General features: G+C 70.4%; 10 protein-coding genes. 3 read left to right on the top strand and 7 right to left on the bottom strand.

What is annotated here, in order from left to right; translation table 11 throughout:
- Window positions 1-192 precede the first annotated feature (192 nt).
- The 3 genes from ACYVIH_RS02795 to pdhA form a co-directional block, all read right to left on the bottom strand.
- Window positions 193-1,632 (bottom strand): dihydrolipoamide acetyltransferase family protein, encoded by a 1,440-nt coding sequence (locus tag ACYVIH_RS02795; protein WP_460865719.1) that lies wholly within the window; start codon window positions 1,630-1,632, stop codon window positions 193-195.
- A gap of 67 nt (window positions 1,633-1,699) precedes the next feature.
- Window positions 1,700-2,683 (bottom strand): alpha-ketoacid dehydrogenase subunit beta, encoded by a 984-nt coding sequence (locus tag ACYVIH_RS02790; protein ID WP_460865717.1) that lies wholly within the window; start codon window positions 2,681-2,683, stop codon window positions 1,700-1,702.
- Window positions 2,683-3,846: a pyruvate dehydrogenase (acetyl-transferring) E1 component subunit alpha gene (gene pdhA / locus ACYVIH_RS02785; RefSeq protein WP_460865715.1), complete on the bottom strand. Its 1,164-nt coding sequence runs from the start codon at window positions 3,844-3,846 to the stop codon at window positions 2,683-2,685. Before pdhA ends, ACYVIH_RS02790 begins: the two co-directional genes overlap by 1 nt.
- A 363-nt stretch (window positions 3,847-4,209) precedes the next feature.
- Between pdhA and ACYVIH_RS02780 the strand changes: the two genes are divergently transcribed.
- The 3 genes from ACYVIH_RS02780 to ACYVIH_RS02770 all read left to right on the top strand — a co-directional run bounded on the left by ACYVIH_RS02780 (window position 4,210) and on the right by ACYVIH_RS02770 (window position 7,187).
- Window positions 4,210-5,247 carry an EamA family transporter gene (locus ACYVIH_RS02780; RefSeq protein WP_460865713.1) on the top strand — a complete coding sequence of 346 codons (1,038 nt, stop codon included), beginning with the start codon at window positions 4,210-4,212 and terminating at the stop codon, window positions 5,245-5,247.
- Complete coding sequence (locus ACYVIH_RS02775) at window positions 5,195-6,571, top strand: SulP family inorganic anion transporter (protein WP_460865711.1); 1,377 nt, start codon at window positions 5,195-5,197, stop codon at window positions 6,569-6,571. Before ACYVIH_RS02780 ends, ACYVIH_RS02775 begins: the two co-directional genes overlap by 53 nt.
- A gap of 151 nt (window positions 6,572-6,722) precedes the next feature.
- On the top strand, window positions 6,723-7,187 hold the full coding sequence (locus ACYVIH_RS02770; protein WP_460865709.1) for an SRPBCC family protein: 465 nt from the start codon (window positions 6,723-6,725) through the stop codon (window positions 7,185-7,187).
- Between the two features lie 138 nt (window positions 7,188-7,325).
- Here the strand turns inward: ACYVIH_RS02770 and ACYVIH_RS02765 are convergent, their stop codons facing one another.
- The 4 genes from ACYVIH_RS02765 to ACYVIH_RS02750 all read right to left on the bottom strand — a co-directional run bounded on the left by ACYVIH_RS02765 (window position 7,326) and on the right by ACYVIH_RS02750 (window position 14,884).
- On the bottom strand, window positions 7,326-8,954 hold the full coding sequence (locus tag ACYVIH_RS02765) for a methyl-accepting chemotaxis protein (RefSeq protein WP_460865707.1): 1,629 nt from the start codon (window positions 8,952-8,954) through the stop codon (window positions 7,326-7,328).
- Window positions 8,955-9,161: 207 nt separating this feature from the next.
- Complete coding sequence (locus ACYVIH_RS02760) at window positions 9,162-11,141, bottom strand: prolyl oligopeptidase family serine peptidase (protein ID WP_460865705.1); 1,980 nt, start codon at window positions 11,139-11,141, stop codon at window positions 9,162-9,164.
- A gap of 36 nt (window positions 11,142-11,177) precedes the next feature.
- Entirely contained in the window at window positions 11,178-13,067 is a 1,890-nt protein-coding gene (locus ACYVIH_RS02755; protein WP_460865703.1) for an ABC transporter ATP-binding protein, read from the bottom strand.
- A complete protein-coding gene (locus ACYVIH_RS02750) occupies window positions 13,064-14,884 on the bottom strand; it encodes an ABC transporter ATP-binding protein (protein WP_460865701.1) in 1,821 nt (606 codons plus the stop codon). The genes ACYVIH_RS02755 and ACYVIH_RS02750 overlap by 4 nt, the downstream gene beginning before the upstream one ends.
- Window positions 14,885-15,058 lie beyond the last annotated feature (174 nt).

The raw sequence follows: 15,058 nt of genomic DNA, 5'->3' as shown, positions 1-15,058 counted from the left end.
ACTGAAAGGCACTTGTTGCGTTCACACCCCGACAACCTCGGGACTTACCTGCGGAACCGGGTCAGAAGCGTTCAACTGAACGGTTGTGACGTCGATTCGGCCGGATCGGGCGTCGCAACCGTTCACGTGAACGATTGCGACGCACCCGATGACCGGGGTCTCGAGACGCTCGCTTCTCGACCGTCGGAGCGGTCAGAACATCAGCGCGTGAGCCGGATCCTCGAGGATCGCGGCGACGTCGGCGAGGAAGCGTGAGCCCTTCTCGCCGTCCACGAGCCGGTGGTCGAACGACAGCGCCAGCGTGGTGACGTCGCGGACCTTGATCTTGTCGTTGTGCACCCACGGCTGCTTGCGCACCGCCCCGAACGCCAGGATCGCGGACTCACCGGGGTTGATGATCGGCGTACCGGCGTCCACCCCGAACACCCCGACGTTGGTGATCGTGAACGAGCCACCGCTCATCTCCGCCGGCTGCGTCCGGCCCTCGCGAGCGGTCGCCGCCAAGGCGTTGATCGCCTGCGCCAGCTCGACCATCGAGAGCTGGTCGGCGTCCTTGACGTTGGGTACGACGAGCCCGCGCGGCGTTGCGGCCGCGATGCCGAGGTTCACGTAGTTCTTGAACACCACCTCGCCGGCGGCGTCGTCCCAGGTGGCGTTGACCTCCGGGGTACGGCGAGCAGCGAGGATGCACGCGCGAGCCAAGATCAGCAGCGGCGAGACCTTCACGTCACGGAAGTCGCGGTGGCTCTTGAGCTTCTCGACGAACTTCATCGTGCGGGTGACGTCGACGGTGACCCACTCGGTGACGTGCGGCGCGGTGAACGCCGACTCCACCATCGCCTGGCCCATCATCTTGCGCACGCCCTTGATCGGCTCGCGGCGCTCACGCTCGCCGGCGTGCACGGGGGCCGTCGCAACGGGGGCGGCAGCCGGCGTGGCCGTGCCTCCGGTGAAGCCCTCCACGTCGGCGCGGGTGATCGTGCCGTTGGGGCCGGACGGGGTCACCGCGCGCAGGTCGACGCCGAGGTCCTTGGCCAGCTTGCGCACCGGCGGCTTGGCGAGCACGCGGACGTTCTCGCCGTTCCCGGCCGGCGTCGCCGAGCGCGCGGACTGCGCAGGGACCACCGGCTCGTCAGCCTCGACCACGGCCTGCGACTGCGCACCGCCGGGCGAGAACGCGCCCTGCAGCTGCATCTGGGTCGCGGCGCCGGCCTCGCTGCGCGGGGTCGCGCTGCCCTTGCGGGGGCGGCGCTTGGCCTCGACCGTGCGCGGGCCGTAGCCGACCAGCGTCTTCATCGGCTCTTCCTCGGCCGGGGTCTCGGCCTTGGTCTCGACCCCCGAGGCCGGCTCGACCCCCGAGGCCGGCTCGACCACCGAGGCCGGCTCGACCACCGAAGAGGGCTCGCCGATGGCGATGATCGGGGTGCCGACCTCGACCGTCTCCCCCTCCTGCACGAGGATCGCGGTGACCTCACCGGCGTACGGCGAGGGCAGCTCGACCAGCGACTTGGCGGTCTCGATCTCGACGACGATGTCGTTGATCTTCACGACATCGCCGACCTTGACCTTCCAGGCGACGATCTCGGCCTCGGTCAGACCCTCACCGGGGTCGGGAAGCTTGTACTCAGGCATGGTTCTCCTTGCATCACGAGCGGTCCCGACGAGCTCGACCAGCGCAGCTCGCCCGACCGGCGCAGTCTCAGTAGGCCAGCGAGCGGTCGACGGCGTCGAGCACCCGGTCGAGGTCGGGAAGCCACTCCTCCTCGATCCGGCTCGGCGGGTACGGCGTGTCGAAACCGCCCACCCGCATCACCGGGGCCTCGAGGTTGTAGAAGCACTCCTCGGTGATCCGGGCGGCGATCTCCGAGCCCATGCCGAGGTTGACGTGCGCCTCGTGCGCGACCACGGCGCGGCCGGTCTTGCGGACCGAGGCGAGCACCGGCTCCATGTCGAGCGGGGAGAGCGTGCGCAGGTCGATCACCTCGATGCTCTTGCCCTCGCCGGCGGCGGCCTCGGCACTCTGCATGCAGGTCTTCACCATCGGGCCGTAGGCGAGCAGGGTCAGGTCGCTGCCCTCGCGGATCACCCGCGAGCTGAACAGCGGGTCGGCGTCGGCGAGCGTCAGCGACTCGTCGAGCTCGGCCTTGTCGGCGTGGTACTGCCGCTTGGGCTCGAGGAACACGACCGGGTCGTCGCAGGCGATCGCCTGCTGGATCATGAAGTAGCCGTCGACCGGGTTGGAGCAGGCGACCACCTTCAGGCCGGGCGTGTGCGCGAACTGCGCCTCGGGGCTCTCGCTGTGGTGCTCGACCGCGCCGATGCCGCCACCGAACGGGATCCGGATCACGATCGGCATCTTGACCTTGCCCTGGCTGCGGAAGTGGATCTTCGCGACCTGGCTGACGATCTGGTCGTAGGCGGGGTAGACGAACCCGTCGAACTGGATTTCGCACACCGGCCGGTAGCCGCGCATCGCCAGCCCGACCGCCGTACCGAGGATGCCGGACTCGGCCAGCGGGCTGTCGATCACCCGGTCCTCGCCGAAGTCCTTCTGCAGGCCGTCGGTGATCCGGAAGACGCCGCCGAGCTTGCCGACGTCCTCGCCCATCACCACGACCTTGGGATCGTTCTCCATCGCGGCGCGCAGGCCGGCGTTGAGTCCCTTGGCAAGCGTGATCTTCATCAGTGCGCCCCCTCGAAGGAGTCGAGGTAGGCCGCGTAGGCCTCCCTCTGTGCGGCAAGCTCAGGGGTCTGCTCGACGTACACGTGGTCGAAGACGCTGAGCGGGTCGGGATCGGGGAGCGCCTTGCAGCCCTCGCGGAGGTGGTGTCCGAGCTGCTCGGCCTCGGCCTCGACGGAGTCGAAGAAGTCCTGGTCGGCGATGCCGTTGCGCGACAGGTAGACCTTCACCCGCGCGATCGGGTCCTTGAGCTTCCAGTGCTCGAGGTCGGAGGACAGCCGGTACCGGGTCGGGTCGTCGGTCGTGGTGTGCGCACCCATCCGGTAGGTGTAGGCCTCGACGAACGTCGGGCCGCTGCCCTCGTGGGCCCGCTGCAGCGCGGCCTTGGTGACCGCATAGCAGGCGAGCACGTCGTTGCCGTCGACGCGCACACCGGGGAAGCCGAAGCCCAGCGCGCGCTGGTAGAGCGGGATCCGGGTCTGGCGCTCGATCGGCTCGGAGATCGCCCACTGGTTGTTCTGGCAGAAGAACACCACCGGGGCGTTGTAGGAGGCGGCGAAGACGAACGACTCGTTGACGTCGCCCTGGCTGCTCGCGCCGTCGCCGAAGTACGCGACGACGGCGGCGTCGCGCGACGGGTCGCCGGTGCCGACCACGCCGTCGCGCTGCATGCCCATCGCGTAGCCGACCGCGTGCAGCGTCTGCGCGCCGATCACGATCGTGTAGAGCGCGAAGTTGTTGTCCTTGGGGTCCCAGCTGCCCTGGTCGACACCGCGGAACAGCCCGAGCAGCTTCAGCGGGTCGAGGTCGCGGCACCAGGCGACGCCGTGCTCGCGGTAGGTCGGGAAGACGAAGTCCTGCGGCGCGAGCGCGCGTCCGGAGCCGATCTGCGCGGCCTCCTGGCCCAGCAGCTGGGCCCAGATGCCGAGCTCGCCGTGGCGCTGCAGGGCGGTGGCCTCCACGTCGATGCGACGGGTCAGCACCATGTCGCGGTAGAAGCCCTTGATCTCGTCGTCGCCGAGGTCGAAGGAGAAGTCGGGGTGCTCGACGCGCTCGCCCTCGGGCGTCAGCAGCTGCACCAGCTCAGGGCCGCCGTCCGCGTGGGAGGGGCCGAAGACCTCACCGAGGCCGGGAAACTCACCCGTGGGTCCTGCGTTCTCTGTCACCTGCACTCCTTGGAGTTGACGGCGGACGGGGTCTCCGTCGCCGGCTCGCGAGTTCACGACCGTGCGCAAGGGGTGCGCGGGGGTGGTGCGCATCGGCTCGTGCTGGTCGTCGATCGGTTGTGCCGCGTGGTGCCTCCCTAGGGTGCTGCGCGGTCCGCCCAGCCGTCAGGAGCTGTGACCGGCGACACACCGGCCACATGCACATAACGTACCGATCTTCGAGCCGCCTGCCTAATCGCCCCGCGACCCCGTCGGACCGGCGTCGGCAGGTGGCGGGATCTTGCAGATAGCTGTCCGAAAACCGCGCGACTCCGCCGGCCCCGGCCGCCTAGGCTTCGTCAGGAGCACTACCTAGGGATGGTCATGACACAGACAGCCTCGAGCACCCCCGTCGCGAAGCCCGCGCCCGCCGTCGGGCTGGTCCTCGCCGCGCTCGGAGTCGTGTACGTCGTCTGGGGCTCGACCTACCTCGGGATCCGGATCATGGTCGAGGAGGCACCGCCCCTGGTCGCCGGCGGGCTGCGGTTCATGACCGCCGGTGTGCTGCTGGGTGCGCTGCTCGCGCTGAAGGGCGGCCCGCGGCGCCTCGCGGTCAGCCCGCGCCAGCTGCTCGGCGCCGGCTTCCTCGGCCTGATGCTGCCGATGATGGGCAACGGACTGGTCTCGGTCGGCGAGGACCTCGGTGCCCCGTCCGGCGTGACCGCGCTGCTGATCGCGGTGATCCCGCTGTGGATCGTGCTGTTCCGGGTGCTCAGCGGCGACCGTCCCGGCGGGCTGAGCCTGCTCGGCGTGCTGCTCGGCTTCGCCGGGCTGGCGTACCTGGTGTTTGCCGGTCAGGCCTCGGGCGACCGCGAGCTCACCCTGGTCGCCGCCGGGATCATCGTCTTCGCGTCAATGTGCTGGGCGCTCGGCTCGTTCGTGCAGCCGCGGCTGAGCCTGCCCGAGGACGTGTTCGTGACGACGGTCTACGAGATGCTCACCGGTGGCGCGATCATGGTGCTCGCCGGTCTCGCGCTCGGCGAGCGGTTCACCTTCGACTACTCCGCGAGCACCTGGCTGTCCTGGGGCTACCTCGTGGTGTTCGGGTCGATGCTGGCGTTCACCTCCTACGTCTGGCTGCTCGCGAACGCCCCGATCTCCCTGGTGGCGACCTACGCCTACGTGAACCCGGTCGTCGCGGTGTTCCTCGGCTGGCTGATCCTCAGCGAGCCGGTGACCCTGCCCGTGGTGGTCGGCGGCGGCATCGTGGTCATGGCCGTGGCGATCGTGATCACCGCCGAGCGGCCGCGCCGGAAGCCACTTCCGGAGACCCCGGCGCCCGAGAGCCTCGAGGCAGTACGTTCGGTCCATGCCGAGGCGCAGGGGCGGCCCGACGAGAGCGAGCGCGACATCGTCGCCTGACCGGCTCGCCGCCTTCGCTCCCGGCCTGAGGATCCTGCTGGGCTACCGCCCCGAGTGGCTGCGCGGCGACCTGCTCGCCGGGATCACCGTCGCCGCCTACCTGGTGCCGCAGGTGATGGCGTACGCCGAGATCGCCGGCCTCCCGCCCGTGGTCGGCCTGTGGGCCGTCGTCGGACCGCTGCTGGTCTACGCCTTCCTCGGCTCCTCACGACAGCTGTCCGTCGGCCCCGAGTCGACCACCGCGCTGATGACCGCAGCCGCGATCGGGGCGATGGGCGCCGGGGACCCGGACCGCTACGCCTCGCTCGCCGCAGCTCTCGCGCTCGCGGTCGGCGTGGTGTGCCTGCTCGGCTACCTGGGCCGGCTCGGCTTCCTCGCCGACCTCCTGTCCCGCCCGGTCCTCGTCGGCTACATGGCCGGCATCGCGGTGCTGATGGTGGCCAGCCAGCTCGGGAAGCTCAGCGGGATGGCGGTCGCCGGTGACACCCCGCTGGAACAGTCCTGGTTCACCCTCACCCATCTCGATCGGATCGAGCTGCCCACGCTGGGGCTGGCGACCGCCGTACTCGTCCTCCTGCTGCTCGGGCAACGGCTACGGCCGCGTTGGCCGAGCCCGCTGATCGTGATGCTGCTCGCCGCCGCCGTCGTGGCGCTGTTCGACCTCGGCGCGCACGGCATCGACGTCGTCGGCTCGGTCCCGGTGGGCCTGCCCGTGCCGGGTCTTCCGGACCTCGACCCCGAGGTGGTGCTCGAGCTCGCGGTCCCCGCGGTCGGCGTCGCCATCGTCGGCTACTCCGACAACGTGATCGAGGGGCGCGCCTTCGCCAGCCGCCGTCACGAGCGGATCGACGCCAACCAGGAGTTCCTCGCCCTGGGCGCCTCGAACCTCGCCTCCGGGCTGCTGCACGCCTTCCCGGTGAGCAGCAGCGGGAGCCGTACGGCGATCGGCGACGCGCTCGGCAGCCGCACCCAGCTGTACTCCCTCGTCACCCTCGGCACGGTTCTGGTCACGGTGTTCTTCCTCGGGCCGGTGCTCGCGGCCTTCCCGATGGCGGTGGAGGCCAACACCGAGATCGACCTCACCGGCGTCGACGCGCTCGACGAGGTACGCCGGGTGCTCACCGAGCGGGGCATCGTCTTCGCGCTCGCGCGGGTCAAGCAGGACGTCCGCGAGACGCTCGGCGCGGCCGGGCTGCTCGAGAAGGTCGGCGAGGACCGGATCTTCCTGACCCTGCCCACGGCGGTGGTGGCCTACGCCGCGGAGTACGAGCAGCGCCACGGCGAGCCGCCGCCCGGCGTACACATCCCCAAGCCGCCCGCCTGACCGCCTGAGTGGTCCCGGGGTTTCGAGACGCTCGCTCCGCTCGCTCCTCAACCACCGGGGGTTGAGGAGGAGCGAAGCGAGCTCGGTGGTTGAGGAGGAGCGAAGCGACGTCTCGAAACCACCGCCCACCGGGCTGGATACCCTTGCCGCCATGACCTCTCGGATCATCTCCGCCTCGACCACCGTCGACGCGCCGCCGTCGGTGGTGTTCGCGATCCTCACCGACCCGCGGCAGCACTCGCGCATCGACGGCTCCGGCTCGGTCGGCGCGGTGATCGACGCCCCCGGCCGGCTGGCCGCGAAGGGTGACACCTTCTCCGTGCACATGAAGATGTACGGCCTGCCGTACAAGATCACCAACAAGGTGGTCGAGTTCGAGCCCGACCGGCGGATCGCGTGGCGGCACTTCGGCGCGCACCGCTGGCGCTATGAGCTCGAGCCCACCGACGACGGGGGTACGACGGTCACCGAGACGTTCGACTACACCCGCTACAAGAACGTCCTGGCCAAGATCCTCGAACGGATCGGCGCTGTGGAGGGCAACCGGCGTGGGATCGAGCAGACGCTGGTGCGCCTGAAGGACGCCGCCGAGGCCGACGCCGCGCAGCTCGCCTGAGCACCCCCACGCGCAGCCGTCACGCCACCTCCGCCCACCCGCTCACCCGCTGTAACGCGGGGTTATGGACGCTGACCACGCGACAGGACGCTTGGTAACCGTCCACAACCCCGCACCAGCAGGGCGGGAGCGAGCGGGTCAGTAGGTGAACCGGCTGACCTGAGCCCGCAGCTCCGCCGACATCCGGCTGAGCTCCTCGATCGCGGCGCTGTTCTGGCTGAGCGCCTCGTTCGTCGTCGCCGCGAGTGAGGCGACCCCGGTGATCGTGGTGGCGATGTCGCCCGAACCGACTGCGGCTTCGGCGACGTTGCGGCTCATCTCGTTGGTGGTGGCGGTCTGCTCCTCCACCGCGGAGGCGATGGTCACCTGGTAGTCGTTGATCGAGGCGATGATCTCCGCGACCCGGGCGATCGCCTCGACCGCGCCGGAGGTGTCGTTCTGGATCGCCTCGACCCGGTGGGCGATGTCGTCGGTCGCCTTGGCCGTCTCCTGGGCGAGCTCCTTGACCTCACCGGCGACCACCGCGAACCCCTTGCCCGCCTCGCCGGCCCGCGCCGCTTCGATGGTGGCGTTGAGCGCCAGAAGGTTGGTCTGCTCGGCGATGGAGGTGATCACCTTGATCACGTTGCCGATCTCGGTCGACGAGGCCCCCAGCTTCGCAACGGTCTCGGTGGTTGACTCGACGACCTCCACCGCCTGCGAGGCGACGCGGGCGGCGTCCCCGGCGGACTGGGCGATCTCGCGGATCGAGGCGCCCATCTGCTCGGAGCCCGCAGCGACCGTCTGCACGTTGCGCGAGACCTGCTCGGCCGCGGCGGCCACCACCTCGGACTGGTCGCTGGACGCGGTCGCGCTGGCGGCGATGTGCTTGGAGTTCGCGGTCAGCTCCTCGCTCGAGGAGGCCACCAGGTCGGCCGAGTCGGCGACGGAGGTGACCACCGACCGCATCGCGTCCTGGGCCTCGACGAGGGCACCGGCCAGCTGACCGATCTCGTCGTCGCCGTCCACCTCGACCGGGACGGTGAGGTCGAAGCCGGCCAGCCCGATCAGGGAGCGGCGCACGGAGTCGACGGCCCTGAGGATCCGGCGCGCGACGCGCAGCGCGACGAACCCGACCAGCAGGGCCGCGACGACTACGGCGACGAGCACCTTGAGGAGCGCCGAGTCGGAGACGTTTCCTGCCTCGTCGGCGGCGGCGTCAGCTCGACCCAGCACCGAGTCGATGATCACCGCGGTCTCGTCCATGATGCCGCCGTAGGCGTCGCTGACGCCGCCGTTGATGATCCCGTCGGCCTTGGCCAGTGAGGCGGGGTCACCCTTCTGGTAGAACGCGACCGCCTGGTCGTCGAGGGCGAACAGCTCGTCCCAGTAGCCGAGCATCGACTCGAAGCTTGCCCGCTCGCCGTCGGTCATCAGCTCCGTCGGAACCTCCTCGAGCGCCTGCTCCAGCGAGGCCTTGGACTCGAGGAACCCGGCCCGGTTGTAGCCCTCCTCGCTGACCGCCTTCCGCGGCCCGATCACCCGCGTGTCCCAGGCGTAGCCGAGCTGCCAACCGGTCACGTCGGCGTTGTAGAAGTTGACGTTCTGCACCGCCACCGACAGGTTCTCCAGGTCGTGCATCTCCTCGGCGATGTCCCTCAGGTCCTTGATGCTGCCGACCGCGACCTGGCCGATCGCCACAGCGCTCAGCACGCCGATCGCGCCAACCAGAAGGATCTTGCCGCGAACACCGAGGCGGCGTCCGAGTCGCTTGGCGGACAGGTTCATCGCTGGCTCCCGTGCTCACAGGGCCCCGCCTCGTGAGCGGGCTTGGCAGCGACGGTCGAGTCGGCCGAGGCTGTATCCACAACATCGGTCCGGAATGTCCGGACTTGAGGGGTCCGCCCCGCCCGGCGTACGGCGCGCCCCCCGGTGCCGGAAGCGGCAAGGCGCCGGTGCCGGCTGGTTTAGAGACGGGCTCGTTCCTCGCCCTCCTCAACCACCGGTGGTGGGCTTCAGGTGCTTGTCGAAGAACTCGAGGATGATCTCCATCCGCTGCCGGCGGTGCACCGGCGTGCCGGAGCGGGACAGCTCGTGGCTCTCGCCGGTGAACCGGACCATCTCGACGTCCTTCTCGAGCATCCGCAGCGCCACGAACAGCTGGTCAGCCTGCTCGACCGGGCAGCGCAGGTCGCCCTCGGCGTGCATGATCAGCAGCGGGGTGTCGATGTCGCGCACGTAGGACACCGGCGAGTGCCGCAGGTACGCCTCGGGGTCGTCGAGGTGGCTGACCCCGAACCAGGTCCGGAACGCACCGGCGGCGTCGCTGGCCCACTCCAGGCTGAGCAGGTTGTTGGCGGCACGCTCGCTGCACGCCGCGGCGAACCGGTCGCTGTGGCTGACCGCCCACGAGGTCATGTAGCCGCCGTAGCTGCCGCCGAGGATCCCGACCCGGTCGGCGTCGATCCACGGGTTCGACTCGAGCGCGTGGTCGAGCACGGCCATCACGTCGTCGAAGTCCACGGTGCCCCAGCCGGAGCCGCCGATCGCGGGCCCCGAGATCGCGCGGCCGAAGTCCTCCTCGCGGCCCGAGCTGCCGCGTGGGTTGGACCAGAGCACGGCGTACCCGGCCCGCGCCTGCATCTGGACCTCGTCGAAGAACCGGTTGCCGTACTGCGTGAACGGCCCGCCGTGGACGTTGAGCAGCAGCGGGTAGGACGCGCCCTCCTCGAAGCCGTCGGGACGCAGCAGCCAGGCGTCGAGCTCGACGGTCCCGTCGGTCGACCGCACGACCATCCGTTCGGGTTCCCGGAGCTCGGCGGTCCGGGCGAAACCGGCGGTGATGTCGGTCAGCCGCCGGGCCTCTCCGGAAGCGTCGAACACGTGGAGCTCCCCGGGCCGGGTGGACGTCGAGAGCGTGAACGCGATCGTGCCGCCGGCCGCGTCGTACCCGGTCACGCAGCCGACCCCGTCCCACAGCGGCCGGGGCGCCTGGGAGCCGTCGGCACGCAGCTCGAACAGGTGCACGTTGCCGCGGTCCTCCGCAGAACCGAGGATCCGGTCGTCGTCGAGCCACACCGGCTCGCGCCCGTCGGGGTAGGGCGTGAACGTGCGGTCCAGCCCGTGCGAGACCCAGACGTGAGCCTCGTCGCCGTCGATCAGGCGCACCGCGACGTGGCCGTGCCGCGGGTAGGTGTCGGGGTCGTCGGTGCCGAGGAAGGCGACCCGCTGCCCGTCCGGGGAGACCGCGGGGCCGCCGAAGACCCCGGTGGTGCCGGTGACCCGCGTGATCTCCCCGGACGCGATGTCGACGGCGTGGATGTCGCTGCGCCGGTCGAGGTCCCAGGTGTCGTGGGTGGCGCCGCCGACCAGCAGCGCGGTGGAGTCCGGCGTCCACGACGGGCCGGAGAGCTCGTGGTCGCCGGAGGTCAGGTTGCGCGGTGGCGCGGACCCGTCGGCGCGTACGACGTACACGTGGGTGGGCCGGTCGGAGACGGGACCGACGTTGTCGAGCCGGGAGAACAGCTTGGTCATCCGCCGCGGCGGCCGCTTGCCCTCATCGTCCTCGGTGTAGCGCTCGTGCTGGGTGCGGGTGGTGAACGCGATGTGCTCGCCGTCCGGTGACCAGGTCAGCGACCCGACGCCCTCGGGGAACTTCGCCAGGGTCACCACCTCTCCGCCGATGGCCACCGGGGCGACCTGGAGCGAAGCCTTGGTCTTCTCGCCAGTGCCGCGGGTGGAGGTGAACGCCAGCCGGCCGCCGTCGGGCGACCAGGCCGGGTTGGCGTCCTTGTGCTCGCCGGAGGTGAACGGCAGCGGCGGGGTTCGTCCGTCGGCGTCGGCGAGCCAGATCTGGCTGCGGTACTCGTTCTCCTCGCCGTCGGCGCGGGTCACCACGAAGGCGATCCGGCTCCCGTCCGGCGAGACCGCCGGCTGGCCGAGGTTGATCAGGTGCTCGAGGTCGGTGGGCAGCATGGCGCCACGCTACGCCGTACGACGGTCACGCCCCCGTCAGGCCAGCGAGGCCAGCCACGCGTCGTGCAGGTCGGAGAACCGGCCCTCGCCGCCAGCGATCAGCTCCGCCGGCGAGCCGTCCTCGACGATCCGGCCGTGCTCGAGGACCAGCACCCGGTCGGCGATCTCCACCGTGGAGAGCCGGTGGGCGATGATCACCGCGGTGCGCTCGGCGAGGATCGTCTGCAGCGCGTGCTGCACCAGCCGCTCCGAGGGCACGTCGAGCGAGGAGGTGGCCTCGTCGAGGATCAGCACGTCGGGGTCGGCGAGGAACGCCCGCGCGAACGCGACGAGCTGCCTCTGTCCGGCCGACAGCCGGCCGCCCTTGTTGGCCACGTCGGTGTCGTAGCCGTCGGGCAGCGCGCTGATGAACTCGTGCGCACCGATCGCCTGCGCGGCCGCGACGACCTCCTCCATCGAGGCGCCGGGCCGGCCGAACCGGATGTTGTCGGCCACCGACCCGCTGAACATGTAGTTCTCCTGCGTCACCATCACGATCGAGCGGCGCAGCGTCGGCTCGTCGAGGTCGCGCAGGTCGACGCCGTCGAGGGTGACCCTCCCCGAGACCGGGTCGTAGAACCGCGAGAGGAGCTTGGCGATGGTGGTCTTCCCGGCGCCCGTCGTACCGACCAGCGCGACGGTCTGGCCCGCGGGGATGGTGAGGTCCAGCCCGGGCAGCACCGGGGTGCCGTCGACGTAGGAGAACCCGACGTGGTCGAAGCGCACCTCGCCGCGCACGTCACGCAGCGGCACCGGGGCGACCGGCTCGGGCACCCCGGGCTCCTCCTCGAGCACGCCGGACAGCTTCTCCAGCGCAGCCGAGGCGCTCTGGAAGGTGTTGTAGAACTGGCTGATCTCCTGCATCGGCTCGAAGAACTGGCGCAGGTACAGCAGGAACGCCGCGAGCACGCCGACGGTGACCTCGCCGTGGTAGGCCAGGTAGGCGCCGTACAGCAGGGTGACCGCGATCGTGACGTTGCCGATCAGCTTGATGCCGGGCATGAACCATGCGACGAGCCGGAACGCGCGCAGGTTGGCCAGCCGGTACTGGTCGTTGACGTCGTCGAAGATCTCCTGGTTGCGGGCCTCGCGACGGAACGCCTGCACCGCGCGGATGCCGCCCATCGACTCCACGAAGTGCACGATCACCAGCGCGACCTTCTCCCGGGTGACCCGGTAGGTCTTCGCCGACTCCTTGCGGAACCAGTTGGTCAGCCACATCAGGAACGGGAAGCACAGCAGCGCGACCAGGCCCAGCTTCACGTCGAGGACCAGCAGGAGTACGGCGGTCCCGAACATGGTGAGTACGGCGGTCACCAGGCTGTCGAACCCGGACTCGAGCATCTCGTAGATCGCGTCGACGTCGGAGGTCTGCCGTGAGATCACGCGGCCGGAGGTGTACTCGTCGTGGAAGGCCGGGCTGAGCTTCTGGAAGTGCCGGAACACCCGACGGCGGATCTCGAACAGCATGTCCTGCCCGATCCGACCCGACAGCACCAGGAACGTCTGCCGGGTGACCGCCTGGGTGATGATCGCGACCACCACGACCGCGACGATCGTGTAGAGCGTGCTGGTGTCGCCGTCCTCGCGGATCGGCGGGATGCCGCGGTCGATGCCCTCCTTGACCAGCCACGGGATCGAGAGACGGGCGGCGTTCTCGACGAGCACGATGCCGACCAGGATCCAGATCCAGCGGCGGTGCGGGCGGAGCAGCTCACCGAGCAGCCGACGGGAGCGGGTGCGCAGCATCCCGGAGACCGCGGCGCTGATCTCCTCCTCCTCGCGGCCGTCGGCGGCGACCCCGCGCCAGCTGGACTCGCGGTCCTCGTTGTCGGCGACGATGCGGGCCTCGTCCTCGAGCCGCTCGGTGTCGCTCGTGCCGCTCACGCGGGCACCTCCTCGGTGGCGTCCGCGGCGAGCAGCTCGCGGTAGGCGGGGACCGTGGCGAGCAGCTCGCTGTGGTCGCCGACGTGGGTGATGGTGCCGTCCTGCAGCAGCGCGACCTTGTCGGCGAGCAGCACGGTGGAGGCGCGGTGGGCGACGACGATGCCGGTGGCGTTCTCGAGCACCCGCCGCAGCGCGGCCTCGACGAGCTTCTCGGTGTGCACGTCGAGCGCGGACAGCGTGTCGTCGAGGACGAGGATCTTCGGCCGGGCGAGCACCGCACGGGCCAGCGCGAGTCGCTGCCGCTGACCGCCGGACAGCGACATGCCCTGCTCGCCGATCCGGGTGTCCAGGCCCCAGGGGAGGTCGTAGACGAACTGTGCCTGGGCGACCTCGATCGCGTCGTGGATCTCGTCCTCGGTGGCGTCGGCACGGCCGAGGGTGATGTTCTCCCGCGCGCTCATCGAGAACAGCGTCGGCTCCTCGAACGCGGTGGCCACGATCGTGCGCAGGTTGGGCAGGCTGAGTTCGCGGATGTCGACCCCGTCGATGGTGACCCGGCCGCCGGTGACGTCGTACAGCCTCGGCACCAGCGCGGTGAGCGTGGTCTTGCCGGACCCGGTGGCGCCGACGATCGCGACCGTCTCGCCGGGCTTGACGTCGAGGTTGACGTCGCGCAGCACGACCTCGCCGGGTCCCTCGGGGTCGTCGGCATCGGGGAACGCGAAGTCGACGTGCTCCAGGCGCAGATGGCCGCGCGGGTCCTCGAGCTCGCGGTCGCCGGAGACGATCGAGGGCCGGGTGTCGAAGATCTCCAGCACGCGGGCGGACGCGGTCATCGCCTCCTGCGCCATCGCGAGGATCACGCCGAGCGAGGCGACCGGCCACACCAGGGAGAGCAGCAGCAGGATGAACGCCACCAGCGTGCCGGCGGACAGGTCACCGCGACCCACCCCGAGCGCGCCGAGGAGGAGGACGACGACCACCGCGATGTTGGGGATCACCTCCAGGAACGACCAGAACTTCGCCGAGAGCCGGACCTTGTCCATCGAGGTGTCGTAGAGCGTGCGGGCCGCCTCGTCGTACCGCCGCGACATGTGCTCGGCGCGGCCGAAGGACTTGATCACCCGGATCCCGACGGCGCCCTCCTCGGCGAGCGTGGCGAGGTCGCCCTGCTCGTCCTGGACCCGGCGGGAGACGACCACGTAGGCCTTCTCGAACCGCATCGACAGCCAGATGATCGGCACCGCGGCGGCGGCGACGACCAGGCCGAGCGGCCAGTACATGTTGAGCAGCACGCCGGTGACCACGGTCAGCTGGGTGATGTTGATGATCAGGAACAGCAGGCCGAAGCCGGCGAACCGGCGGATGCTCGACAGGTCGGTGGTCACCCGCGACAGCAGCTGTCCGGACTGCCAGTAGCCGTGGAAGGCCATCGGCAGCTGCTGCAGCCGGTCGTAGAGGTCGTGCCGGATCTGGGTCTCCAGGCCGAGCACGGCGTTGGACTGCACCCACCGGCGCAGCCAGATCAGGAACGCCTCGACGATGCCGAGGCCCAGCGCGAGCAGGCCGAGCGGGAGGACCGGCCCGATCTCCCGGTCGGCGATCGGCCCGTCGATCATCGCCTTGGTGACCAGCGGGATCGCGAGGCTGACCCCGACGGTGGCCAGCGCGGCGACCAGCATCACGACCAGCGCGGTCAGGTGCGGGCGGAGGTAGCCCTTGAGCCGCCACAGCGAGTGCACGCCCGCAGGCGGGTGCTCGGTGGGCTTGGTGATCGTGCGGGCCGTGCCCGAGGGTGCTGGTGCGGCTGACGACATCTGGTCCCGGTGTCCCCCTGGATCGAGCCCGGGCAGCGTCGTACGGCTTGTGGTCACACGTCGGGGCGCCGGGGTTTGTGTGTAAGGCGCAGATTACCCCCTGCTCCTGACATCCCCCAACTCGTTTTCCGCGCCCCGCCCGCCCCAGTTTTCCCACGTTAACGTGGTAAACCG

The organism is Nocardioides pakistanensis, assembly GCF_054781215.1.
This window is presented reverse-complemented; position numbering and strand designations above follow the sequence as displayed.

Coding starts and splice junctions, on each gene's coding strand:
- ACYVIH_RS02795 (WP_460865719.1), bottom strand. CDS start 1,632: ATGCCTGAGTACAAGCTTCCCGACCCCGGTGAGGGTCTGACCGAGGCC.
- ACYVIH_RS02760 (WP_460865705.1), bottom strand. CDS start 11,141: ATGCTGCCCACCGACCTCGAGCACCTGATCAACCTCGGCCAGCCGGCG.
- ACYVIH_RS02780 (WP_460865713.1), top strand. CDS start 4,210: ATGACACAGACAGCCTCGAGCACCCCCGTCGCGAAGCCCGCGCCCGCC.
- ACYVIH_RS02750 (WP_460865701.1), bottom strand. CDS start 14,884: ATGTCGTCAGCCGCACCAGCACCCTCGGGCACGGCCCGCACGATCACC.
- ACYVIH_RS02765 (WP_460865707.1), bottom strand. CDS start 8,954: ATGAACCTGTCCGCCAAGCGACTCGGACGCCGCCTCGGTGTTCGCGGC.
- ACYVIH_RS02790 (WP_460865717.1), bottom strand. CDS start 2,683: ATGAAGATCACGCTTGCCAAGGGACTCAACGCCGGCCTGCGCGCCGCG.
- ACYVIH_RS02770 (WP_460865709.1), top strand. CDS start 6,723: ATGACCTCTCGGATCATCTCCGCCTCGACCACCGTCGACGCGCCGCCG.
- ACYVIH_RS02775 (WP_460865711.1), top strand. CDS start 5,195: ATGCCGAGGCGCAGGGGCGGCCCGACGAGAGCGAGCGCGACATCGTCG.